Raw genomic sequence first — 23,830 nt, 5'->3', positions numbered from 1 at the left:
GGTGGTCCCGGCGGCGATCGGTGTAACGGGCAGGCAGGTGTGCGTGGACACGAGTGAGGACAGCGCGGCGGTCTCGGAGCCCGTGCCGGTGCGCAAGGGGTGGCGCCGGTTCGCGATGGACACGAGGCCCTTGCGGCGGCCCGCGTACCGGCGGCTGTGGTCGTCGACGATCGTCACGGCCGTGGGGAGCCAGCTGACGGCCGTCGCCGTGCCGAAGCAGGTGTACGACATCACCGGGTCCTCGGCATGGGTGGGGTACGCGAGCCTCGCCGGGCTCGTGCCGATGGTGGTGTTCGCGTTGTGGGGCGGGGCCGTCGCCGACGCGATGGACCGGCGCAGGCTGTTGCTGGTCACGAACTCCGGGATCGCCGTCACCTCGCTGCTGTTCTGGGTGCAGGCGCTGTCCGGGATGGATTCCGTCGGCGTGCTGATGGTGCTGCTCGCCGTGCAGCAGGCGTTCTTCGGGCTCAACTCCCCCGCGCGCAACGCGTCCATCGCCCGGCTGGTGCCCGCGCAGGAACTGGCGGCGGCCAACGCGCTGGGGTCGACCGTCATGCAGACCGGGCTCGTCGCCGGGCCCTTGCTGGCGGGGGCGCTGATTCCCGTCGTCGGCCTGCCCGAGCTGTATCTGATCGACGCCGTCGCTCTGTGCGTGACCGTGTGGGCCGTCTACCGGTTGCCCGCGCTGCCGCCGCTCGGCGGGGGCGGGAGCCGGCGGGCCGGGGTGCGGGAGATCGCCGAGGGGTTCCGGTACATCTCGCGGCACAAGGTGCTGCTGCTGTCGTTCCTCGCCGATGTCATCGCCATGGTGTTCGGGATGCCCCGGGCCCTGTTCCCGCAGCTCGCGGCCGAGACGTACGCGCCGTACGGGGAAGGGCTCGCGCTGGGGCTGCTGTTCGCGGCGATCCCCATCGGGGCGGTGCTGGGCGGGCTGTTCTCCGGGACGTTCTCCCGGGTCCGGCGGCACGGCGCGATGGTGATCGGGGCGGTGGTCGCCTGGGGCGCCGCCATCGCCCTGGTGGGGGTCAGCCTCAACCTGTGGTTCTCGGTGGCGTTCCTGATCGTCGCCGGGGTCGCGGACATGGTGTCCATGGTCTTCCGGGGCGCGATCCTGCTGTCCGCCGCGACCGACGAGATGCGGGGGCGGATGCAGGGGGTGTTCACGGTGGTGGTCGCCGGGGGACCCCGGCTCGCGGACGTCCTGCACGGCACGGCCGGAGCCGCGTTCGGTCCGAGGGCGGCCGTCGCCGGGGGCGGGGTGCTGGTCGTGGTGGTGATGCTGGGGATCGCCGCGGCCGTTCCGGCCCTGCGGAGATACCGCATCTGACCTACAGCGTCCCCCTCTTGTGCGCCTCCAGCAGTTTCCCCCTCGTCATCTCCAGCCGGTGCGCCAGGATCTCCGCCACCAGCCGCACCAGCGGCAGACCCAGCGTCGGGTCCTGCTCGCACAGGCGCAGTACCGGTTCCGCCTGGAACTCGTAGGCCCGCACCGGGCTGAACGCCTCCGCGCCGAAGTCCCACTCGTACGGGGGGAACAGCCAGGACCAGCCCAGGAGGTCGCCGGAGCCGAGGCTCGCGACCGTGACGCGCTGCTGGGAGGTGACCTGCTGGTCGAGGCTCACCGCTCCGGAGCGGATGACCCAGAAGCGGTCGGCTCGGCCGCCGGCCTCGAAGATGCGGGTGTCCTCGGGGAAGGAGACCTCCTCGGCGAGGGTGAGCAGGTGTTCGCGCTGGGGCGGGGCGAGGGCGGTCAGGAGTTTGGTCGCTCTGGTCATGGCGCGGGGCTCCTCGGCGCGGGGCTGGTCGGACCCTCTGGGGGGTTCCTGCGTTCCATTGGAGCGTGCCCGGGCGGCCAGGGCACCTCGGCGGGTGTGAAGAAAGGGGAAAGCCCTGGCTGGACGGGGGAAGCCAGCCAGGGCTGTCACACGGTGATGTCCGGAGGAGCAGTGCTTCGACTCCGTGCACCCCGTATGTATGAACCGTAAACCATCGCGGGAGATTTCGCGTAGCCCCAAGCGGGTTGAGTGACCCGTTTCACTTTCATCTTTCCGGGGAACCGCCCCAAGTGGGCCGGTCTCAAAGGAAGTTCACAGGTTCGCTCAGGCCGCCAGCTCCCCCGACTCGGCCTTCACCGGCGCCCCCAGCGGACGCGCGAGCCCCACGACCGCCTCGTCGAGCCGCTGGAGATGACGCAGCACGCGGTCGGTGACCCGCCCGTACCGGGGCGTGCCGTACCGCCCCGGCCGCAGCAGCGACGCGATGCTCGCCCCCGTACGGACGGCCGCGCCCTCGCCCCGCACATGCGCGGCGACCGCCCCGATGTTCGCCACGATCCGCTCACCCGCCCCGCGCAGCCGGGGATCGGCGGCGATGGACGGGTGCGTCGGCAGCAGCTCGGCCGTCGCCGCCAGCGAACGCGCGTGGTACGCGCACGTCTCCAGCAGCGCCACGACGTACCGCGCCGTGTTCTTGCGGCTGCGCAGCGGCGACACCGGATGCGTCAGGGGCTGCGTCGCGGCCAGCAGGTCGGCGAGCGCCTGGTCGAGCTCGCGGGCCCGCTCCAGCAGGTCGTCCGCCCGCGCGCCGCTGAGCTGGTCCAGGGCGCCGGAGGTGACGTCCGCGAGGTGCTCCAGGACGGCTCCGAGGAGTTCGTCGGTACGCCGGTCCGTGTGCACCGGCAGCACCAGCGCCGCCGCGATCACCCCGCAGGCCGCGCCCAGCGCCGTCTCCTCGATCCGCAGGACCAGCACCGAGAGGCTGTAGGTGTGCAGCAGCGTGTACAGGACGCCGAGCGCGGCCGTCACGAAGAACGACATCAGCGTGTACGACAGGGGCGCGGTGTAGAACATCGCGAACACGCAGAGCAGGACCAGCGCGAACGCCGTCCACGTGTGCTGTCCGACCAGCCCGGCGAGCACCAGCCCCGCCGCCACGCCGAGGACCGTACCCAGCAGCCGCCGGTAGCCCTTGACCAGGATCTCGCCGGTCGACGCGGTGTTCAGGAAGACGATCCAGCAGGTCAGGACGGCCCAGTACCAGCGCTGCGAGGACAGGAACTCGCCGCCGACGATCGCCAGCGAGGAGCCCACGGCGACCTGGAGCGCCGCCCGGGTCGTCGGCCGGGCCAGGCCCGTCTCCTCCGGCTCCGGCTCGGCATCCAGCGCCGCGTCCTCCGCGTCCAGCTCCTCCCGGGAGCGGGCCGTCTCCGCCGTGTCGTCGGCGTCGTCCTGCGGGCCGTCCAGCACGATCCGCAGGCCCAGGACCGCGCGGGCCGCCTCTCCCATGCCCCGGAAGACGTCCTGCACGGCCGGCGGCCCCGCCGGGAGGTTCTCCTCGTCGCGGTAGCCGAGGAGGCGGTTGCGCAGGAACGACCGCGAGGCCCCGGCCGCCTCCGGCTCGCGCACGAGCAGGCGCAGCGCGGACAGGTCCCGGCGCAGGGTGTCCCGCGCGGCGTCCCGGACCAGGAGCTCGCCGCCCTCGGGGACGGGCGCGCCGGGGAGGTGCAGGGTGAGCGTGTCCGCGCGTTCGGCGCTGCGGGCGGTCAGCAGGAGCAGGCCGAGGCGCTCGGCGGTGATCTCCGCGTCCGCGATCCGGCGCTGGACCAGCCGGGCCGACGCCTCGTCCGGGGTGCCCTCCTCCAGACGGCTCTGGATCATCAGCGCCGACTCGTGCAGGCGCGCGGTGCGCTCACGCAGATGCTCCAGCGCCTTCTCGACGTCCTCGGGGCCCGCGTCCAGCAGCTCCAGCTGCGCGTCCAGGAGCTGCGCGAGGCGGGCGCGGAACGCCCTGCGCAGGCGGTGGAAGATACCGGCCGAGGTCTGCGGGACGAGGACGAACCGCGCGACCGCGCTGCACGCGAACGCCACGGCGACCGTGCCGAGGAACCCGGGCAGACTCCCGGCACGCACGCCGACGAACAGGGCGACGAAGTGGGTCTGGAACGCGATCATGCCGAGCGCGTGACCCCGGTCGCCGAACCGCCTCCCGTACACCGCGCCGAAGATCAGCACGACGAAGAACACGTCCCCGACGACCACCAGCGAGTGCAGCAGCGTCGCCAGCGCGACCGACGCGGCGGCCACCGGCAGGCCCAGCGCCAGCGTCACCCCCTGCGGGCCGCGCCGCTTCTCCTGGATCGCGAACGTCGCGACCATCGCGGTGATCGCCCCCGCGACCAGATGCGACACGCCCACCCCGAACGGCGCCAGCACCGCGAGCGTCAACGCGATCGCCCCGGTCGTCCTGAGCCCCGCCGCGAGCCGCAACAGCCCCGGATCGGAGGCCGAGACCCTGTCCCACACCCGCCTGACCACTGTGTTCACGCGGCGTACTTTATGCGGGGCGGGTGAGGGCCGGGGGAGTCGTGGGGAGGGGCGGTCAGTCTCCCTTCGCCCCCTTCACCTGTTCCGCCACCTGCTGCGCCGTCAGATACGTGTCCGTGTACTCGAAGTCGCTCATCCGGGCCGGCCTGCGGTACTGGAAGCCCGTGCGGACGAAATCGTCGCCCGCGACGGCGTTGAGGGTCCAGTTCGTCAGGACGCGGACCTTCGCGACGTTCGTGCGCAGCGCCGACCAGTGGTAGCCCCGCGCGACCGCCTGCGCGGGCAGGCCCCGCAGCTCCACGCCCATCGGCTTGGACACCGCGTCCGTGCCGCCGAGGTCGACGACCAGGCCGAGGTCCTTGTGCTTGTACGGCTTGGCCGGCAGCCCCCGCAACGTGGCGATGACGTTGTCCGCGACGACCTTGCCCTGCCGCATCGCGTGCTGCGCGGTCGGCGGGCAGATCGCGCCGTCCTCGCCCTTGGCCAGGTCGGGCACGGCCGCCGCGTCCCCGAGGGCGAACACCCCGTCGTGCCCCGGGAGCGACATCTGAGGCGTCACGGCGAGCCGTCCGCGCACCGTCTCCGCGCCGAGCGTCCCGATGAGGGGGCTCGCGGCGACCCCGGCGGTCCAGATCAGCGTGCGCGTCGGGATCACCCGGCCGTCCGTGAAGGTGACCTCCTCGGCCCCGGCCTTCTCGATGGACACGCCGAGCGAGATCTCGACGCCCCGCTTGCGCAGCACCTCCTGCGCGCTGGACCCGAGCTTGTCACCGAGCTCCGGCATCAACTTGGGCGCGATGTCGATGAGATGCCACTTGATCAGCTTCGGGTCCAGGCGCGGATAGCGCTTGACGGCGTTGCGGGTCAGCAGCTGGAGGCAGGCGGCCGTCTCGGTGCCCGCGTACCCGCCGCCGACGACCACGAACTGGAGCCGGGAGGCCCGCTCGGCGGGGTCGTCGCTGGCGTCGGCCAGATCGAGCTGCGCGATGACGTGGTCACGGACGTACGCGGCCTCGGAGAGCGTCTTCATGCCGATCGCGTGGTCGGTGAGGCCGGGGATGTCGAACGTGCGGGTCACACTGCCGGGCGCGAGGACGAGGTAGTCGTACGGCTCGTTCACCAGCTGCCCGGTGATCGTGCGGACCACGCACACCTTGGACTTGAGGTCGACGCCGATCGCGCCGCCCGGGATGATCCGGGTCCGGTACCTGCTGCTGCGGCGCAGCGACACGGCGATCGACTGCGGGGTCAGCACACCCGACGCCACCTGCGGCAGCAGCGGCAGGTACAGCTGGTAGGCGAACGGCGTCACCAGGGTGATGTCCGCCTCGCCCGGGGACAGGCCCCGCTCCAGCCGCCGGACGCATCCCACGCCAGCGAAACCCGCACCGACCACCAGGATCCTGGGTCGATCCACGTCGACCTCCCTTTCTACGGCACCACACCGATCCCACCGTGCCGGGAGCGCTCGCGCCAGCCGGGAGAGGCAAGTTGACGACCCCAGCCCGATAGTCACATTGCCATACCCCCGTCACACGGTTCCATGCGTGCCGTACGGCACGCCCCCGCGCCGCGTCAGGGCGGCTCCGGGCGGGTATGGGGGAGCTGTACGGACGGCGGCTGGCGGCCGTCCACGGGGTGAAAGGGAGGGAGCCGTGTTGACCAGCGAGAGAATCTGGACGTACGGGCCGCAGACCGGCCGTACCGAGGGCCGGGCACTGACCGGCTACACCGTCGTCGCGACCGACGGCACCGTGGGCCGCGTGGAGCGCGAGGCCGCACCCCAGGGCCTGTGCCACCTCGTCGTCGAGACCGGCATGTGGGTCTTCGGCCGCAGCGCGGTCGTCCCGGCGGGCACGGTCGCCGGCATCGACGACACGGGCCGGCGCGTCCTGCTGACCTGCACCCGCGACGAGGTGAAGGCCGCGCCGCGCTTCCGCACCGACAGCGAGACACGCGACCCCGGCTACCTGGCGACCGTCGGCGCCTACTATCTGCGCCTCACCCCGCGCGGCACCGCGCCCGCGTAGCGCTCAGCGGAACACGTCGTCCGCGTCGTCCCAGCTCAGCGACTCCGGCGGGCTGTAGCGGGGGATCGGCGCGCGGGCCTGGTACATCGCCTCGATCTCCGCCGACCAGTGCGCGGTGATCGAGTCCCGGCGCAGCTTCATCGACGGCGTCAGCAGCCCGCCCGCCTGGTCGAAGGCGCGCGGCAGGATCCGGAAGACACGGATCGACTCGGAGCGGGACACGGCGCTGTTGGCGGCGGCCACGGCACGGCCGATCTCCTCGCGCAGCGCGTTCTCCTCGCGCGCCTCACGGCTCGGCACGTCCCCCTGGAGGGCGAGCCGGGCCCGCCAGTGCGCCAGGAACTGCGGGTCCAGGGTGATGAGCGCGCCGACACAGGGCCGGTTGTCGCCGACCACGACCGCCTGGTGGACCAACGGGTGCATGCGCAGCCGCTGTTCGAGGAGCGTCGGCGCGACGGACTTGCCGCTGGTCGTGACGATGACGTCCTTCTTGCGGCCGGTGATCGTCAGATAGCCGTCCGAGTCGAGGTGCCCGAGGTCGCCGGTGGCCAGCCAGCCGCCGCGCAGCACCGCCCGGGTCGCCGCCTCGTCGCCGACGTACCCCTGGAACACCGACGGGCCGTGCACCAGGATCTCCCCGTCGTCGGCGACCCGGACGTCCATGCCGGGCAGCGCCTGGCCGACCGTGCCCGACTTCTCGCGGCCCAGCGGCTGCATGGTGACACCGCCGCCGGTCTCGGTGAGGCCGTAGCCGTCGTGGACGTAGATGCCGATGCCCTCGTAGAAGAGGGACAGGTCGCGGTGCAGGGTGGAGCCGCCGGAGGTGGCGCGGCGGACCCGGCCGCCGAGCGCGGCGCGCAGTCTGCGGTAGACGGTCCGCTCGAAGACGGCGTGCTGCATCCGCAGGTCGAAGCCGGGACCCGTGCCCCGGCCGAGGCGCTGGCGCTCCACGGCCGTCGCGAACTCCCGCGCGGTCTGCGCCGCCCGCTCGAACAGCCCGCCCCTGCCGCTCTGCTGGGCCGTGAGCAGGAACCCCTTGTAGATCTTCTCGAACACCGACGGCACCGCGTACAGGTACGTCGGCCGGAAGGAGCGCAGCGCCGCCGTGATCGCCGCCTCGCTCATGTCCGGCTCGTGCCCCATGACGAAGCCGCCGCGTATGCACAGGCCCTGCACCATCAGCCCGTACACGTGCGAGAACGGCAGGAACGCGAGGACGGCGGGACGCTCGCCCGGCGCCGCGACCGTGTGCCCCCACCCGGCGAGCAGCGTGTCGCAGGGGCTCGCGAGGCCCGCGTGGCTCAGCGCGCAGCCCAGCGGGCGCCCCGAGGTGCCGGAGGTGTAGACGATCGCCGCCGTCGAGTCCGGGAACACGATCCGGCGCAGCGACTCGACCGTCGTCACCGGCACCGACTCGCCCGCCGCCGCGAGCTGTTCGAGGGCGCCCGCGTCCAACTGCCAGACGTGCCGCAGCCCGTCGAGCCCCGCGCACACCGAACCGACCGTCATCACGGTCGCCTCGTCCTCCACGACCACCCCGACACAGCCCGAGTCCCGCAGGATCCACTCCACCTGGTCCCGCGACGACGTCGGGTACACCGGCACGATCTCCGCGCCCACCGTCCACAGCGCGTAGCTCAGCACCGTCCACTCGTAGCGGGTGCGCGCCATCACCGCGACCCGGTGGCCCGGCGAGATCCCCGAGGCGACGAACCCGCGCGCCAGCGCCACCACTTCGTCCCGCAGCCGGGCGGCGCTCACCTCCTCCCACACCTCGGGGCCGCCCGCCGGACGCCGCGCCAGCACCGCGCGTCCGGGGGTGCGCTGCGCCGCGTCGAAGACGCTGTCGGCGAGTCCTCCGGTCAGGGGTGAGAGGGGTGGGGGAGCGACCGTGACGTCGCGCATGCACTGGCTCCTGACACGTACGGACTGCGGGGCTCGAATCTAGCCCAGTCACCGGCGCTTTTGACCTCGAACGCACAAGGAAACAGCACTGATCGACGACATCGCCACCACTTCTTCCACCTGTTTTCCACCGCTCTTCCGGCTGGCCTTTTCAGGTGGCATAACCCGGACGATCACGGGTATGCGAGGTGCTCGTGTTGCACGGATGGAGCAACGCCCCCACCGTGGAAGTGACGCGGAAGCGAACGGCAGTCACGCTCCGTGGAGCAGACTCGGTGAGGAGCCAACGACGATGAAGACCGCCGCTCCCTGCACCTACCACCTCGACGTCGACGTCAGCCCCGAACGGGCCGGACAGGTCCGGCGCATCCTCGCCGCGCACCTGCGGCACTGGGGCCTGGAGACGCTGGTGGAACCCGTCGGGGAAGGCGCCGAGCTGCTGCTCAACGCCATCGACCGGCACGCCGTCGACAAACGCGCGGCGATCGAGATGTGGTGGAACGGCCACCACCTCATCACCGCCGTCGCCGAGCACGACCCCGATCTGCGCCCCGACCAGGACCTGCGCACCTGCCTCACCCACCTCGCCGCCACCAGCGACGGCTGGGGCTGCTGCGCCACGGCCGGCGGCGCCAAGGTCATCTGGTTCAGCCGCCGCGCCCGCACGGGCAGACACGCCGTACTCATCCCGGTACGTCCCATCCCCAGCCTGCGCACGAGCCTGGACCTGCCCCGGGCGACCCCGGCCTAGCCCTGCCGCTCCACCACCGTGAACTGGGCCCCGTCCGGATCGCGCAGGACGACGTGCTCCGCCGACTTCGTCAGGACGCTCCCGCCGTGCCGCTCCGCCGCACGCGCGCACGCGGCGACGTCCTCGGCCCGGAAATGGACCTGCCAGTGCGGCCGTACCGTCGGATCGGGCGCCGCCTCCAGGGCGCCGGAGCCGATGCGGGCCACCACCGCGCCCCGGCTGCGCAGCACGACCTCACCGTCCTCGTAGTGCACCTCGCAGGAGCCCGGAAGGTCCGACGCCCAGTCCAGGACCTCGCCGTAGAAGATCGCCGAGGCGAACGCGTCCCGCGTGTGCAGGCGCACCAGGGCGGGGGCCGCGCGGCGCCACAGGTCCCAGTCGCCGAACAGTTCGCCCTCCCAGATGCCGAACGCGGCGCCGTCCCGGTCGGCCAGCAGCGCCGCGCGGCCCGGAGGCAGCGACACCGGGCCCACCGCGACCGTGCCGCCCCGCTCCCGGACCCGGCCCACCGCCTCGTCCGCGCCGATCACCGCGAAGTACGGCGTCCACGCCACCGCCATCTGCCACATCGCCGCCACCCCCGCGACCCCGGCCACCGGCACGCCGCCCGCCGAGGCGACCCGGAAGTGGTCGCCCAGGGAGCCCTGGCGCCACTCCCAGCCGAACACGGCTGTGTAGAACTCCTGGGTGGCCGCCAGGTCGCGGGTGGTCAGGCTGACCCAGCAGGGCGCCCCGAACACGGAGCGGGTGGTGACGACCTCGGGACGTGGGTTCATGACGATCTCCGGTACGGCGGTCGGGGGGCAGGTCCAGTGTCGTGCGCACCGAGTGCCGACCGCCTCTTGACTCACCCTTGAGGCTGTTACCTCTGCTAAAGAGATAATCTGCTCGTATGGACGACGAGACGTTTCCCCAGGAACTCGCCGACGCGATCACCGGCGTCCAGCGGCTCCTGCGCCGCAGGCTGCGCGCCGGGCTCACCGTCCCGAGGCTGCGCGGCGGCGAGGCCGAACTCCTGCGCCTGGTCGACACCCGGCCCGGCATCGGCGTCACCGAAGCCGCCAAGGAACTGCTCCTCGCGGGCAACTCCGTCTCCACCCTCGTCAACCGGCTCGTGCGGGAGGGCTACCTGATCCGCGAGACCGACCCCGCCGACCGGCGCGCCGCACGCCTCAGGCTCACCGAGGCCGCCGAACTCCGGCTGAGGGACTGGCGGGCACGGCGCGCGGAACTCGTCGAGCGGGAGGTCGCCCGCCTCGACGCGGACGACCGGGCGGCGCTGAGAGCGGCGCTGCCCGCGCTGCGGACGCTCGCCGTACAGCTCCAGCAGGAAACCCTCCAGCAGGAAACCCTTCAGCAGGAAACCCTCCAGCAGGAAACCCCTCAGCAGGAAACCGAAGAGTCCCAGGAGGAGAACCCGTCATGACCGACGCCGTCACCTGCACCGGACTCGCCTACTCCTTCGGGGACACCCGGGCCGTCGACGGGCTCGACCTCACCGTCGCCGAGGGCGAGGTCTTCGGCCTCCTCGGGCCCAACGGCGCGGGCAAGACCACCGCCATCCGCTGCCTCACCACCCTGCTGCCGGTCCCCGCGGGCATGGTCCGTGTCTTCGGGCACGACGCCGCCGACGACCGCATGGCCGTACGCCGCCTCCTCGGCTACGTCCCCCAGCAACTGTCCGCCGACGCCGGGCTCACCGGGCGCGAGAACGTGTCCCTGTTCGCCCGCGTCTTCTACGTACCCCGCCGCGAGCGCCCTGAGCGCGTCGGGCAGGCGCTGGCCGCCGTCGGGCTCACCGACGCCGCCGAGCGGCTCGCCGGGACGTACTCCGGCGGCATGGTCAGGCGCCTCGAACTCGCCCAGGCACTCGTCAGCGCGCCCCGGCTGCTCATCCTCGACGAACCCACCATCGGCCTCGACCCCATCGCCCGCACCGGCGTCTGGGAGCACATCGGCGCCGTGCGCGAGGCGACCGGGATGACCGTCCTCGTCACCACCCACTACATGGACGAGGCCGACCACTACTGCGACCGCGTCGGACTCATGCACCACGGCCGGGTGCGCGCGCTCGGCACGCCCGGGGACCTGCGCGCGGGCCTCGCCGCCCGGCGGGGCACCGAACAGCTGCCCAGCCTGGAGGACGTCTTCCGCGACGTCGCCGGCGGCTTTCTCGACGAGAACTCAGGAGACTTCCGAGATGTCCGAAGCACCCGCCGCACCGCTCAGCGCGTCGGCTGACATATCCCTCCTCGTCAAACCCCCCGCCCCGCGCGCCGGTTGGCGGCTCGTGCCCGCGCGGGCCGGCGCGATGTGCGTCGTCGAACTCCAGAAACTCCGGCACGACCGCACCGAGTTGTACACCCGCGCCGTGCAACCCGCCCTGTGGCTGCTGATCTTCGGGCAGACGTTCACCCGCATCCGCGCGATCCCCACCGGGGGCATCCCGTACGTCGACTACCTCGCGCCCGGGATCATCGCCCAGTCCGCCATGTTCATCGCGATCTTCTACGGCATCCAGATCATCTGGGAGCGCGACGCGGGCGTCCTCAACAAGCTCCTCGTCACGCCGACGCCGCGCGCCGCCCTCATCACCGGCAAGGCGTTCGCCGCGGGCGTGAAGTCGGTGGTCCAGGCCGTCGTCGTCATCGTCATCGCGGCGCTCCTCGGGGTCGCGCTCACCTGGAACCCGCTGAAGCTGCTCGGCGTGCTCGCGGTCGTCGTCCTCGGGTCCGCGTTCTTCTCCTGCCTGTCCATGACCATCGCCGGGATCGTCCTCAGCCGCGACCGGCTCATGGGGATCGGGCAGGCGATCACCATGCCGCTGTTCTTCGGCTCCAACGCGCTCTACCCCGTCTCCGTCATGCCCGGCTGGCTCCGGTCCGTCAGCGCGTTCAACCCCCTCAGCTACGAAGTGAACGCCCTGCGCGGTCTCCTGATCGGTACGCCGGCCCATCTCGCCGCCGACTTCGGGGTGCTCGCGCTCGCCGCCGCGCTCGGGGTCGCCGCGTCCTCCGCGCTGCTCGGCCGGCTCGCCCGGTGACGTGATGTGCGGCACGTTTGCACAAGGCGTCACCTCGGACGTTCTGATATTTCCGCTGGGCACGGCTTGATCACCGATCAAAAGGGACGATGTCCCAGGCCACGGCGCATTCCGCTCATTTGACAGTGCGCTCGGGCCACGGATAGGACTCAGCCGGTGGACGTCGGGAGGTGGGCCGTGTACGAGCCGAACGTGGTCGGAGACTGGCAGGAGTACGAGGCGTACTCCGGTCTGCGTCTGCGCGTGAACCGGCTGGAGCGCGCGGAGCCCCCGCGGGGCCGCGACGACGCCGCCGACGGCCTCACGTACTTCCGGCTCCGCGTGGTCGTGGAGAACCGCGGCGAGTCCAAGTACTGCATCCACCTGGAGGACGGCCAGATCGACGTCCGCCTCGGCCCCGACGGCGAGAGCGCCTTCGTCGACTGGCGCAACTCCCAGTTCGTCGAGGGCTTCGACGTCTACCCCCTGCGCCGGGTGACAGCGGTCCTGCACGCGGCCGGCCCGGAACCCTCCCTGGACCGCATCGACATCCAGGTCCAGCTCCGCGTGGACGACGAATGGACCGAACGCCGGTTGTGGACAGGCGCGTTGGACCTCTGCGAGGAACGCGTCGGCGCGGCCCCCGCCGCGGGCCGCGAGAGCGAACTGTCCCGCCAGGTCAGCAACTACCTCCGCGACCAGACGGAGGCGGGGGACGGCACGGCGTGAGTTCGGCCCGGCGGCCTTGAGGCAGGGGACGGCGAGCGGGCTCCGAGGGGCGGGCCGTGGTGGAGGCATCGAGACTGTCCGCCGGCGCTGCCGAGTGGCTGACCGGGCGCAGTCCGCGACGCGGCGACCGCGCCTGAGGACGAGACACGGGGGAAGGGGGCGCCGGGCTGGAGCCGGTGGGTTCCTTCGGCTCGCGGCGCGAATCGCCTGCGGGAAGGCGCTGTCCGAAGCCGCCCGGGAGCGGCGGCGATCGTGCGGCGGGTCGTACGACAGCCCCGGGGCAAGCCCTACCGCGTGCTCCGAGGGCTGACGGCTGGACCGCGGCAGAGGACCCGGATACGGGCCGGGCCGCCGCCCGCCTGGGTGGGGCGGTCTGTGCGGGGTGAGACCGTGATGCCGCCGCCGACCCTGCTCGCGCGCCCCGGTTCCCGACCGTGCGGGGTGAGACCGTGACGCCGCCGCACCCCGGAGGGCTCAGTGGGGGATGCCGTCGATCAGGTCTCGGGCGCCCTGGCGGAGGAGGGCCACCGCCACGGAGGTGCCGAGGGTCGCCGGGTCCAGGGGGCCGGCCCATTCGTGGGCGTTGAGGCGGGTCTTGCCGTCCGGGGTGAAGACGCAGGCGCGCAGGGAGAGTTCGCCGGTGCGGTCGACCTGGGCGTAGCCGGCGATGGGGCTGTTGCAGTGGCCCTGGAGGACGTGGAGGAACATGCGTTCCGCCGTGGCCTCGCGGTGGGTCGAGGGGTCGCCGAGGGCGCTGACCGTGTCGATCAGGGCCGTGTCGCCCTCGCGGCATTGGAGGGCGAGGATGCCCGCGCCGATGGGCGGCATCATCGCCTCGGGGGAGAGGATCTCGGTGATGACGTCGGTACGGTCGATGCGCTCCAGGCCCGAGACCGCGAGGAGCAGCGCGTCGGCCTCGCCCGCGGCGAGCTTCTCCAGGCGCCGGTTCGCGTTGCCCCGGAACGGCACGCACTCCAAGTGCGGGTGGGTTGCCGCGAGTTGGGCGATGCGGCGGACCGAGGAGGTGCCGATGCGGGTGCCGTCGGGCAGCTCGTCCAGGGTCAGGCCACCGGGGTGGATCAGCGCGTCGCGGATGTCGTCGCGCTTGAGGAACGCGGCGAACACGGTTCCGGCGGGCAGCGGCCGGTCCGCCGGGACGTCCTTCACGCAGTGGACGGCGAGATCCGCCTCCCCGGCGAGCAGCGCGGCGTCGACCTCTTTGGTGAACGCGCCCTTGCCCTCGACCTGCGCCAGGTCGCCCAGCCACTTGTCACCGGTCGTCTTCACCGGCACGACCTCGGTGCGCGTCCCGGGATACAGGGCGCCCAACTCGGCGCGCACCCGCTCCACTTGGGCCAGGGCCATGGGCGAGTCGCGGGAGACGATACGGATCAGTTCGGGTACCGACATGTGAGACACGATAGACCCTCCCGGCCGCCCCACGGACACCGCGGGCCCCCGTCCGGCCGGGCCTCGACCGTCCCCCGAACCCGGTTGGACCCGGATTCGAGGGACTCTCCGTCAGCTCACGCGTTGGGGTCGAACGGGATGCCCGAGGGCTTCGCCTTCGTCAGGTGGGCGGCGAAGTTCGCGTCCTTGAGCCCGAAGTTGGCGGACCCGAAGTCGTACGCGCTCAGCTTGTCCCGCAGCCCCGCCGGGTACCCGTTCCAGCCGACCAGCGGCGGGTACTGCCAGGTGTGCTTGTCGTTCTCCGGCGGCTCGTCGTTCGTGCCCGCCAGCCGGAAGCAGTGCGTGCTGATGCCGTCCTTGTGGTAGACGACCTTCGCGTGCGTCCCGTCGAACCGCACCGAGGACGCCGGACTGACCGTGAACGAGCCGTGGTTGGACGTCGCGACGTACTGGACCGTGCCGTTCTGCACCCAGACCACGACGTGTTCCCAGTCGTGCCGGTGCCCGCCGATGCTGCTGTTGGCGAGGGCCTGGTCCTTCTCGAAGTACAGGCCGTACATGTACGCGCACCAGCCGTTGTTGCACTTGGCGCGCGAGTAGCTGTTCGTGTTGTCCAGGTCCGACGCGTCGTGGCAGTCGCCGCTGAGCGAACCCGTCGGGTTCAGACCGCCGTTGACCGTCCCGTCGGGGCCGATCGCGGGGGTCGAGTAGCAGCCGTCGGTGTCGTAGTCGAACGCCGGCAGGTACGTCAGCTCGGCGGCGTCCGCGTTCTGCGGCAGCGCCTTCGGCGGAGCGGCGTACGCGGCCGTCGGGACGGCGAGCACGAGCGCGCCGGCGAGTGCCGACACGGTGAGCCATCTGCGGCGGCCCGACGGGGACTTGGGTGACGACAAGGCGTCCTCCGGGTGGGGGAGAGGGGGAGAGGGGGAGCGCGGGGGGCAGCTCAGCTTCCCCGCTTTTCCCACCCCCGCCAAGAGGTCATGCACATATCAGAAGTGAAGTATCGGCGAAGACTTGGCTGTTGGGAGACGGTTGTCACCACACGCACGGCAGCTCCGCGGTCACCACCGTCGGACCCCCGGCCGGACTGGCGATCGTGACCGTCCCGTCCAGCGCCGCGACCCTCCTGCGCATCCCGGTCAGCCCCGACCCCGCGTGATCGTCCGCGCCGCCCTTGCCCGCGTCGCGGATCTCGACCACCAGCCCCCGCCTCGTCCGCGCCAGCCCCACCCGTGCGTGGCCGGCGCCGCTGTGCTTCGCGACGTTCGTCAGGGACTCGGCGACCACGAAGTACGCCGCCGCCTCCACCGCGGCGGGCGGCCGTACGGCGTCGTCCAGACCCTCGGCGCGCACGTCGACCGTCAGCCCGCTGCTCCCCGCGAGCGCGCGTACGGCGCCCACCAGACCCCGGTCCGTGAGGATCGGCGGGTGGATGCCCCGGACGACGTGCCGCAGCTCGGCGAGGGCCTCCTCCGCCTGGCCCAGCGCGTCGTCCAGCAGCGCGCGCGCCTTCTCCGGGTCCGCCTCGTACGCCCGCTGCGCCAGCCCGATCCGCATCGACAGGGCGACCAGGCGGGCCTGGGCCCCGTCGTGCAGGTCCCGTTCGATACGGCGCAGTTCGGCGCCGTGCGCGGCGACCGCGTCGGCCCGTGTCGTCGTCAGCTCCGTCACCCGCGCCTCCAGGAGCGCTTCCGGCGAAGGGCGCAGCAGGGCCGCCGACCAGCTCGCCTCCAGGTCGGCCAGCTTCGTGATGAGCGGCAGGACCAGGGCGCGTCGGCGCAGGACGCCGCACCGGACGCCGTCCACGACCAGGCCGACCGGCCACAGCGGGACCATCAGCAGGGCCGCCCAGCCGTACGCGTACTGCGCGGCCATCCACAGCAGGTCCTTGCCGGTGCCAGGGTCCCGTACGGCGGTCCTGACGCGGTCCGCGAGCGGGCCCGTGACCGGGCGGTACGCCTCCGGGATCGGCCGGCCCGTCCACTTCGCCGTCAGCGCCCGCTTGGCGCCCGCGATCCGGCGGATGATCAGCACCGTCTCCGGGAGCATCCAGACGCCGATCACCGCGACGACGCAGACGGCCGTGATCAGCAGGACCGTGATGAACAGGTACGACAGGAACGCCACGACCGCGGCGAGGGCGAGGTGGGCCGAGGCGCGGGCGGCCTGGCGGAGGGTCGCGAGCATGGGAGTCCCGGGTTGATATTGCTTGAGTTAGGCAAGCATATGGGTGTTGCTTGAGTCCAGCAAGGCGAAGGACGGCGTAAGTTACTTGAGTTACGCAACAACAGGGTAAAGTGAGGCGCATGCCGACCGAACCGCTCCCCGCCTCCGCCACCCCCGAGGTCATCGAGATCGAGCGGGCGCTCACCCGCATCACCTACCTGAGCACCCGCGCCCGCCAGCACGACCGGCTGATGGCCGTCGCGGGCGTCCCCCTCGACCGCGCGGCCGTCGCCCTGCTGCGCCAGGTCGCCGACTCCGACCCGCTGCGCCCCGGCGAACTGGCCCAGCGGCTCGGCGTCGAGGCGTCGCACGTCACGCGGACCGTCCAGCAGCTCCAGAAGTCCGGGTACGTCACCCGCGTACCGGACCCGCGGGACGGCCGCGCGCAGCGCATCCAGCTCACGGAGGCCGGGGAGGGGGCCGTCGGCCGGATCCGGGCGGCGAGCCAGCGCGGGATGCAGCTCGCGCTGGCGGAGTGGACGCCGCAGGAGCTGGAACAGCTCGCCGGGCTCTTCCACCGGATGGTCGACGACTTCCTCGCGTACTCGGTCGAGGAGGACACCGAACCCGCCACGGCCTGACCGGAAGTGGTCAAGTAGCATCGCGCGCAACCCCACTTGAAGGAGGGACTGGCCATGAGCCGCGCCCCCGAGACCGGCGACGTCGTCGACGATTTCTCCCTGCCGGACGAGACCGGAACCGTCCGTAGCCTCACCGAGCTGCTCGCCGACGGCCCGGTCGTCCTCTTCTTCTACCCCGGCGCCCTGACGCCCGGCTGCACCGCCGAGGCCTGCCACTTCCGCGACCTCGCCGCCGAGTTCAAGGCGGTCGGCGCGCGCCCGGTCGGGATCAGCGGCGACACCGTCGACAAGCAGAACGAGTTCGTCGGCAAGCACACGCTGGGCATGCCGCTGCTGTCCGACGAGGACGGCACCGTCCGGGAGAAGTTCGGTGTGAAGCGCGGGTTCGCGCTCATGGCCACCAAGCGGGTCACGTTCGTCATCGGGCAGGACCGCAGGATCCTGGAGGTCGTGCGCAGCGAGCTGCGGATGAACCAGCACGCGGACCGGGCGCTGGAGGTCCTGCGCGCCCGGGGTTGAGCCCCTGCCGCATTGCCCCCATTCTGGGACGTATGGAGCATCTCGTCGCTGCGGCGGTCATCGATGCCCGGGGCGTCGTGACGGGCTGGAGCGAGGGTGCCCGCGAGCTGACCGGGCGTACGGCGGGGGAGGCGGTGGGCCGGTTCGCGGCCGAGCTGCTCGGTGACGCGCCGCCGGGCGGCGGGCCCGTCGTCCTGCGGCACAAGGACGGCCACCCCGTCTCCGTCACCCTCACGGCCTGCCCGGTCCTCGGCCCCGGCGGCGAGCCCGCCGGGTTCGTCGTCACCGTCGTCCCCCCGCCGCCGCCCTCGCTCGGGGAGCTGGCCTTCCAGCAGGCGTCCATGTCGATGTCCGTGTTCGACACGCGGCAGCGGTACCTGCGGCTGAACTCGGTCGCCTGCCAGGTGATGGGCGTCGAGGAGGACGTACTCCTGGGACGGCCGTTCCCGGAGACCGTCGAGGACGCCGAGCACAGCCAGGGCTTCGCCTTCCACCTGCGCGAGGTCGCGGAGACCGGGCGGCCCGTGCACTACGAGAGCTACACCGGCGAACCCTCGGGGAACCGGGAACACGCCTGGAACATCGAGATGTGGCCCGTGCGCGACACCGGGGGCGAGCTGCGGGCCGTCGCGCTCGCCGCGTTCGACAGCAGCGAGCAGTACTGGGCCCGCCGCCGCCTCGCCCTCCTCAACGAGGCCGCCGCCTCCATCGGCACCACCCTCGACGTCGTGCGCACCGCCGAGGAGGTCGTCTCCCTCCTCGTCCCCCAGTACGCCGACTTCGCGAGCGTCGACCTCTTCGACTGGGTCCTCGGCTCCGACGAACCCCCGCGCATCCCCGAGGACCAGGTCGTCCTGCGGCGCGTCGCGCACGGCTCCGCCGCCGACGGCACCCCCGAGGCCGCCGTCCACCTCGGTGAGACCGACGCCTACCCGCCGTACAGCCCGCCCGCGAAGGCGCTGCGCGAGGGGCGGGCCGTGCTCAGCCAGGCCGGGGAGCCGGAGTTCGTACGGTGGGTCGCCGAGCGCAACACCCGCTCACCCGGGGGACGGCCGCACCGGCAGGGCGTGCACTCGATGATGGCCGTGCCGCTGCGGGCGCGCGGCACGACCCTCGGGGTGGCCGTCGCGATCCGGATCGGGCACCCCGACGACTTCGGGGCCGACGACGCCGTGTTCGCCGAGGAACTCGCCAGCCGCGCCGCCGTCTGCGTCGACAACGCCCGCCGCTTCGCCCGCGAACGCGCCACCGCGCTCGCCCTCCAGCACAGCCTCCTGCCGCGCGGCCTGCCCGGACAGGCCGCCGTCGAGGTCGCCCACCGCTACCTGCCGTCCGGGTCGACGGCCGGGATCGGCGGCGACTGGTTCGACGTCATCCCCCTGTCCGGCAGCCGGGTCGCGCTGGTCGTCGGCGACGTCGTCGGCCACGGCATCCCCTCCTCGGCGACCATGGGACGGCTCTGCACCGCCGTGCGCACCCTCGCCGACGTCGACCTCCCGCCGGACGAACTCCTCACCCACCTCGACGACCTCGTCACCCACCTCGCCACCTACGACGACGGCGCAGCCGACGCCGCCGAACTCGGCGCGACCTGCCTGTACGCCGTGTACGACCCCGTCGCGCGCCGCCTCGCCCTCGCCGCAGCCGGACACCCGCCGCCCGCGCTCGTGCTGCCCGACGGGACGGTCCGCCTCGTCGAGACGAGCCCCGGGCCGCCCCTCGGCGTCGGCGGGCACCCCTTCGAGGCGACCGAGGTCGACCTCCCCGAGGGCGCGATCGTCGCCCTCTACACCGACGGCCTCATCGAGGGCCGCGACCGGGACATCGACCGGGCCGGCGCCGAGCTGTGCAGCGCGCTCACCGAGCCCGCCCCGACGCTGGACGCCCTGTGCGACACCGTCCTCAAGGCCGTCCTCCCCGAGGAACCCGGCGACGACGTCGCCCTGCTCCTCGCGCGCACGCGGGCGCTCGGCGCGGACCGGGTCGCGACCTGGGACGTCGTACCCGATCCCGCGCACGTCGCCGCGACCCGGCAGGCGGCGATGGAGCAGCTCACCGCCTGGGGGCTCGACGAGGCGTCCTTCGTCACGGAACTCGTCGTCAGCGAACTCGTCACCAACGCGATCCGGTACGGAGAGCCGCCCATCCAGCTGCGGCTCATCCGGGACCGGACGCTGATCTGCGAGGTGTCCGACGCGAGTTCGACCTCACCCCATCTGCGGCGGGCGCACGCCTTCGACGAGGGCGGGCGGGGGCTGCTGCTGGTCGCTCAGCTCACCCAGCGGTGGGGGAGCCGGCAGAACAGCCGGGGGAAGACGATCTGGGCCGAACAGGCGCTGTGACCCGCCATCAGGCGGTCACTGGAAGTCGCAGCCCGGGTTCGGGGCGTCCTCCGAGTACGGGGCGCCGTGCGGGAGGACGTACAGCGCCTTCAGGACCAGCGGCTCGTCGCCCAGGTTGCGGCCGATGTGCACATAGTTCGGGCCCTCCTGGATGACCTGGCCCTTCCGGTAGACGCCGTCCGAGTCGCACGTCGCGTCGAAGTGGCTCAGCGTGCCCTCCTCGACGAAGCCGTAGACCATGCCGTCGTGGAAGTGCCAGCCCGTCGCCTGGCCCGGCGGGATCGTCAGCTCGCGCAGGACGTAGTCCTTGTCGCCGACCGTCTTCTGCGCGAGGAGCTTCGCCGTCACCCCCGGGCCCGGAGGCGTCGCCTGGGCGGCCGAGGTGGAGAGAACGAGAGCCGCGAAAGCGGCGGCGAGAACGGTACGCGTACGCATGGGAGAGCCTCCTGAGACGTCGTCGGGCGGGACGCTACCGCACGGGGGTCAGTCCTCCGCGCCCGGCCTCCAGCCCAGCGCCGGGCCCAGGCGCGTCGCCATGTCCGTGAGGATCTGTACGTAGTCCTCGTGGTCGAAGGTGAAGGGCAGCGCGAAGGCGACCTCGTCGATCTCGCGGTAAGCGGCGTGCGCGTGGAGGCGTTCGGCGAGCTCGGACGAGGTGCCGACCAGGTCGGGCGCGAACATCATGCGGGCCGGGCCCTGCGGGGACGCCGTGCGGGGGAGGCGCTTCGCCGCGTACTCCTCGTACTTCGCGCGCTGCGCCGGGGTCGCCGAGTCGGTGGGGATCACCACCAGGCCCTGCGAGACGCGGGCCGCGTCGCCGTCGGGGTGGGCGGCGCGGAAGGCGCGGATGTGGGAGAGCTGGACCTCGGCGAAGTCCTCCGACTCCTCCGCCTTGACGACGCTGCTGGTCAGGAAGTTCATGCCGTGCTCACCGGCCCAGCGGGCGGAGCTGAGGCTGCCGCCGCCGTACCACATGCGCTTGCCGAGCCCGGGGGAGTGCGGCTGGACCCGGGCGGAGAAGACTTCAAAACCCTGGACACCGCTGAAGTCGCTCGCGGACTTGCCGCGCACGAAGTCCAGGAGCCGCCGGACCCGCTCGTACGAGAAGTCCTCGGCGTCGGCCGTGTCCGGGTACAGGGCGTCCTTGACGTGCTCGTACTGCATCGGCGGGCCCACGCTCACCCCCGGGTTGAGCCGCCCGCCGGACAGGAGGTCGACCGTCGCCCAGTCCTCGGCGAGCCGCAGCGGGTTCTCCCAGCCGAGCGGCGTCACGGCCGTACCGAGGTGGATACGGCTCGTGCGCTGGGTCGCGGCGGCGAGGACCGCGACGGGGGAGGAGATGCCGTACTGGAGGTGGCGGTGGCGCAGCCACGCGCTGTCGAAGCCGAGCCGCTCGCCGAGTTCGATGATCTCCAGCGTCGACTCGTGGCCCGCGCGGGGGTCGTCCCCGTCGAACAGGCCGATGGTGAGGAAACCGAGCTTGCGCAGCGGGCGCGGGGTGGACGGCATGAGGCTCTCCAACGGTCACGGGACGTACGACCGTGCCAACCCGCGCCGCACCTCACGCATTCCGGCGCAGCGGGATGATCACCTCGTCCTCGACCGGCGGCTCGACCTCCTGCGCGAGGTTCCCGGTCGCCGCGAAACACCGGATGCGCACGGACTCCGGTGTGACGTCGAGGCGCAGGAAGCTCTTGAAGAACGGCGGGCTGTACGTCGCGGAGCTCGGCGAGAAGAGCTGCGTGTAGATCTTCCGCACGGGGAGCCGGATACGCCGGGGCTTCCCCGCGACGCCGAGCAGCGCGGCGACCAGCCGGATGCGCGGCGTGATCCGCACCTCGGCGCCGGGCGCGCGGGCCGGGGTGATGCCCAGCCGCTCGGCGATCACCGCCGTCGCCTCGTCCTCGGTGAGCCGGAAGAACCGCTTCAGGCGCAGCCGCCGCCCGTACAGCCCCGCGTAGAACGCGAGCGAGTCGCCGCGCAGCGGGTAGGCCCGGAACTCGTCCTCCCCGACCCCCGCGACATCGACGCGCGGGATCGTGTGCGTGGCGTGCGTGAACGCGCCGCCGCCCCCGGAGACGACGTACTGGAGCGTCCGCCCGTCCGGGCAACGCACCGGATAGCGCTGGTAGTTGTGGATGTCGCCGCCGATCGCCGCGACGTACCCGTGCTCCGGCGCCCGCACGATCTCGTCGACCGTCCCGCCGCCCTCGATCGCGCAGGGTTCGGACCGGCCGTCGACATACAGGGGCGACCCGGTGACGAGGATCTTCGGGCGTGGACCCTGGGACACGTCCCGCAGCCACGCGCCCTGTTCTGCGTCGAGGGTGCCGAGGAGTCCCGTGTCTATCCCGACGATCCGGACCGGTCCGGCGTCGATCGCCCAGTACGGGCCCGGCTGGACGGCCTGTTGACCGGGAGCGGAACGCAACTCGCGTACCTCGTCGAGCTGTTCGCCGTCTCCTGGGCGCGCCTCGTGCCACAGCAGCGACCTCAGCCACGCCTTCGTCAGCGCGCGGGGCTTCGGCTCGGCGGGCAGCGGGGGCGCGTCCCCGCAGAACACCCGCATGAACGCGCCGAGGCCCTCGTACCAGTCGTGGTTGCCGGGGACCGCGTAGATCGGGGCGGGGTAACTCGCGTACGGGCGGAAGAACTTGGTGCCGTAGTCGTCGGCGCTGCCGACGGGGTAGATGACGTCGCTCGCGACGACCGCGAACCTCGTGCCCTCGCCGGCCTTGAGGAAGCCCGGGACGACCGCGTACTGCGGGTCGTCGCCCTCGCCCGTGTCGCCGATGACCATGAACGAGAAGCGGTCCGGGTCGTCGCGGCGGATCACCTTGTCGGCGGGGGCCGCCTGCTGCGCGACCCAGCGGCTTCTCGTCCGGCCCGTGGGGTCTCCCAGCCAGGACGCCACCACCCCGTTGCGCGCCGCCCACAGGGTGCGCGGGTTCAGCCAGGAGATCTTCTCGGTCCGCTCCGGCATGAGCTGACGGTAGGCACCCGGGGCGGCCTCGCCCCAACCGGCGCCGGCGGCGGTATCGCGTGAGGATTCGGACACGCGGGAACCGTAGCAATGGCAAGAACGTGACGGAGAGTTGGGGGCGCGGCTCCGACCGGGTTCAACGGCGGCCCGGCCGGAGGGATGCCCGCCGGGTCAGGACCTCTCGTGCGGGATCCTCTCGCCCGCCTCCACCGCCACCGGGAGCCTGTTCTCCCTCGGCGGCAGGGGGCAGGTCGCCTGGTCCGTGTACGCGCACGGCATGTTCCCCGCGCGGTTGAAGTCGACCGTGACGCGGCCCTGCGCGTCCGGTGCGGGGACCTGGAGGGCGCGGTTCGCCGCGTACGTCGTGACGCCGGACGTCTCGTCCGTGAACAGGACCATCAGGCTGCCCGGGGTCGTGCCGTTGAACGCGGTCAGACGGTGGACGGCACCCTTCAGCTCGAACTCGACCTGGCCGGGGGAGTCGTACACGTGCTCCAGGCCCTCCACGGCCGCGCCCACGGTCACCTCTCGGGGCGCGTCGTACGGCAGGAAGCGGCCCTGTACGGCCCAGGTCTCGTCGGGGGCGTACGCCGGGGTCTCGCGGTGGTTCGTGCGCAGGGCGTTGCCGGGGTGGCGGGGACGCAGGATGTCGCTCCCGCCGCGCTTGCCGATCTCCAATACGGCGTCCCCGGCGCCGACGTACACGCTCGCCCGCTCGGCGATGACCCCGAAGGAGTGCCGGCCCGTGATGGTCTCGCCGTCCAGGGTCAGCTCCTCGCCCTCGGCCAGCTCCACGACCACGCCCTCGTCGCCACTGGACCACACACCCGGCGCGTCCTCGAACCGCTCCGGTTCGGGGGAGAGCCAGCGCAGGCTGGTGATCGCCAGGAAGCCGTGCGGGGACGTGAGGACCTCCTCCCTCGTCCGGTGCCACTTCTCCCACTCCGCGACGAAACCACTGCTCATCTGCGCGCTCCCCGCTGTGCTCGTACCGTCGCCCGTGCCAACCG

Annotated in this window: 22 protein-coding genes; 10 read left to right on the top strand and 12 right to left on the bottom strand. The window is 72.5% G+C overall.

Annotated elements, in window-relative coordinates:
- Positions 1–43 precede the first annotated feature (43 nt).
- On the top strand, positions 44–1,327 hold the full coding sequence (locus PV682_RS10845; protein ID WP_319726647.1) for an MFS transporter: 1,284 nt from the start codon (positions 44–46) through the stop codon (positions 1,325–1,327).
- Between the two features lies 1 nt (position 1,328).
- Here PV682_RS10845 and PV682_RS10840 read toward each other — a convergent pair whose 3' ends face one another.
- The 3 genes from PV682_RS10840 to PV682_RS10830 all read right to left on the bottom strand — a co-directional run bounded on the left by PV682_RS10840 (position 1,329) and on the right by PV682_RS10830 (position 5,739).
- Positions 1,329–1,775: a cyclic nucleotide-binding domain-containing protein gene (locus PV682_RS10840; RefSeq protein ID WP_319726645.1), complete on the bottom strand. Its 447-nt coding sequence runs from the start codon at positions 1,773–1,775 to the stop codon at positions 1,329–1,331.
- A 324-nt stretch (positions 1,776–2,099) separates the two neighbouring features.
- The gene (locus PV682_RS10835) at positions 2,100–4,313 is read right to left on the bottom strand and encodes an FUSC family protein (RefSeq protein ID WP_319726970.1); all 2,214 of its coding nucleotides are present in this window, start codon (positions 4,311–4,313) and stop codon (positions 2,100–2,102) included.
- A gap of 64 nt (positions 4,314–4,377) precedes the next feature.
- On the bottom strand, positions 4,378–5,739 hold the full coding sequence (locus PV682_RS10830) for an NAD(P)/FAD-dependent oxidoreductase (RefSeq protein ID WP_319726642.1): 1,362 nt from the start codon (positions 5,737–5,739) through the stop codon (positions 4,378–4,380).
- A 241-nt stretch (positions 5,740–5,980) separates the two neighbouring features.
- Here PV682_RS10830 and PV682_RS10825 point away from each other — a divergent pair, with 241 nt between their 5' ends.
- Positions 5,981–6,352: a hypothetical protein gene (locus PV682_RS10825; protein ID WP_055719969.1), complete on the top strand. Its 372-nt coding sequence runs from the start codon at positions 5,981–5,983 to the stop codon at positions 6,350–6,352.
- A 3-nt stretch (positions 6,353–6,355) separates the two neighbouring features.
- On the opposite strand, the gene PV682_RS10820 is transcribed toward PV682_RS10825, so the two are convergent.
- The gene (locus PV682_RS10820) at positions 6,356–8,257 is read right to left on the bottom strand and encodes an AMP-dependent synthetase/ligase (protein WP_319726638.1); all 1,902 of its coding nucleotides are present in this window, start codon (positions 8,255–8,257) and stop codon (positions 6,356–6,358) included.
- A gap of 292 nt (positions 8,258–8,549) precedes the next feature.
- Here PV682_RS10820 and PV682_RS10815 point away from each other — a divergent pair, with 292 nt between their 5' ends.
- Complete coding sequence (locus PV682_RS10815) at positions 8,550–9,008, top strand: pep a2 (RefSeq protein WP_319726636.1); 459 nt, start codon at positions 8,550–8,552, stop codon at positions 9,006–9,008.
- Here PV682_RS10815 and PV682_RS10810 read toward each other — a convergent pair.
- On the bottom strand, positions 9,005–9,784 hold the full coding sequence (locus tag PV682_RS10810; protein ID WP_319726634.1) for a VOC family protein: 780 nt from the start codon (positions 9,782–9,784) through the stop codon (positions 9,005–9,007). The two genes, PV682_RS10815 and PV682_RS10810, sit on opposite strands and share 4 nt — an antisense overlap.
- Positions 9,785–9,900: 116 nt before the next feature.
- Here PV682_RS10810 and PV682_RS10805 point away from each other — a divergent pair, with 116 nt between their 5' ends.
- From PV682_RS10805 to PV682_RS10790, 4 genes are all read left to right on the top strand, one after another.
- Positions 9,901–10,434 (top strand): MarR family winged helix-turn-helix transcriptional regulator, encoded by a 534-nt coding sequence (locus tag PV682_RS10805; RefSeq protein WP_319726631.1) that lies wholly within the window; start codon positions 9,901–9,903, stop codon positions 10,432–10,434.
- Positions 10,431–11,249 (top strand): ABC transporter ATP-binding protein, encoded by an 819-nt coding sequence (locus PV682_RS10800; protein ID WP_319726628.1) that lies wholly within the window; start codon positions 10,431–10,433, stop codon positions 11,247–11,249. Before PV682_RS10805 ends, PV682_RS10800 begins: the two co-directional genes overlap by 4 nt.
- Positions 11,209–12,051, top strand: coding sequence for an ABC transporter permease (locus PV682_RS10795; protein WP_319726626.1), 843 nt, complete (start codon positions 11,209–11,211; stop codon positions 12,049–12,051). The genes PV682_RS10800 and PV682_RS10795 overlap by 41 nt, the downstream gene beginning before the upstream one ends.
- Positions 12,052–12,228: 177 nt before the next feature.
- Positions 12,229–12,759: a hypothetical protein gene (locus tag PV682_RS10790; RefSeq protein WP_319726624.1), complete on the top strand. Its 531-nt coding sequence runs from the start codon at positions 12,229–12,231 to the stop codon at positions 12,757–12,759.
- Between the two features lie 474 nt (positions 12,760–13,233).
- Here PV682_RS10790 and hemC read toward each other — a convergent pair whose 3' ends face one another.
- The 3 genes from hemC to PV682_RS10775 form a co-directional block, all read right to left on the bottom strand.
- Positions 13,234–14,169, bottom strand: coding sequence for a hydroxymethylbilane synthase (gene hemC, locus PV682_RS10785; RefSeq protein ID WP_319726622.1), 936 nt, complete (start codon positions 14,167–14,169; stop codon positions 13,234–13,236).
- 116 nt (positions 14,170–14,285) lie between these two features.
- The gene (locus PV682_RS10780) at positions 14,286–15,062 is read right to left on the bottom strand and encodes an NPP1 family protein (protein ID WP_055719943.1); all 777 of its coding nucleotides are present in this window, start codon (positions 15,060–15,062) and stop codon (positions 14,286–14,288) included.
- Positions 15,063–15,204: 142 nt separating this feature from the next.
- Positions 15,205–16,356, bottom strand: a complete 1,152-nt coding sequence (locus PV682_RS10775) for a sensor histidine kinase (protein WP_319726619.1) — start codon at positions 16,354–16,356, stop codon at positions 15,205–15,207.
- Between the two features lie 119 nt (positions 16,357–16,475).
- Between PV682_RS10775 and PV682_RS10770 the strand changes: the two genes are divergently transcribed.
- Genes PV682_RS10770 through PV682_RS10760 form a run of 3 tightly spaced genes read left to right on the top strand, consistent with a single transcriptional unit; the run spans position 16,476 to position 19,837 of the window.
- Positions 16,476–16,976, top strand: coding sequence for a MarR family winged helix-turn-helix transcriptional regulator (locus PV682_RS10770; RefSeq protein ID WP_319726617.1), 501 nt, complete (start codon positions 16,476–16,478; stop codon positions 16,974–16,976).
- A gap of 54 nt (positions 16,977–17,030) precedes the next feature.
- Positions 17,031–17,495, top strand: coding sequence for a peroxiredoxin (locus PV682_RS10765; RefSeq protein WP_055720293.1), 465 nt, complete (start codon positions 17,031–17,033; stop codon positions 17,493–17,495).
- Between the two features lie 32 nt (positions 17,496–17,527).
- A complete protein-coding gene (locus PV682_RS10760; RefSeq protein WP_319726614.1) occupies positions 17,528–19,837 on the top strand; it encodes an ATP-binding SpoIIE family protein phosphatase in 2,310 nt (769 codons plus the stop codon).
- Between the two features lie 15 nt (positions 19,838–19,852).
- Here the strand turns inward: PV682_RS10760 and PV682_RS10755 are convergent, their stop codons facing one another.
- The 4 genes from PV682_RS10755 to PV682_RS10740 all read right to left on the bottom strand — a co-directional run bounded on the left by PV682_RS10755 (position 19,853) and on the right by PV682_RS10740 (position 23,786).
- Positions 19,853–20,272: a cupin domain-containing protein gene (locus tag PV682_RS10755; RefSeq protein ID WP_319726612.1), complete on the bottom strand. Its 420-nt coding sequence runs from the start codon at positions 20,270–20,272 to the stop codon at positions 19,853–19,855.
- Between the two features lie 48 nt (positions 20,273–20,320).
- Positions 20,321–21,346 carry an LLM class flavin-dependent oxidoreductase gene (locus PV682_RS10750; protein WP_319726610.1) on the bottom strand — a complete coding sequence of 342 codons (1,026 nt, stop codon included), beginning with the start codon at positions 21,344–21,346 and terminating at the stop codon, positions 20,321–20,323.
- Between the two features lie 52 nt (positions 21,347–21,398).
- Positions 21,399–22,895, bottom strand: coding sequence for a metallophosphoesterase family protein (locus PV682_RS10745; RefSeq protein WP_319726607.1), 1,497 nt, complete (start codon positions 22,893–22,895; stop codon positions 21,399–21,401).
- A gap of 96 nt (positions 22,896–22,991) precedes the next feature.
- The gene (locus tag PV682_RS10740; protein WP_319726605.1) at positions 22,992–23,786 is read right to left on the bottom strand and encodes a DUF1684 domain-containing protein; all 795 of its coding nucleotides are present in this window, start codon (positions 23,784–23,786) and stop codon (positions 22,992–22,994) included.
- Between the last annotated feature and the right edge of the window lie 44 nt (positions 23,787–23,830).

It is taken from the genome of Streptomyces niveiscabiei (genome assembly GCF_033794345.1).
In the GTDB taxonomy this organism is placed as follows: Bacteria; Actinomycetota; Actinomycetes; order Streptomycetales; family Streptomycetaceae; genus Streptomyces; species Streptomyces niveiscabiei.
The sequence above is the reverse complement of the archived record's forward strand: the minus strand, read 5'-3'. Positions and strand labels throughout refer to the sequence as shown.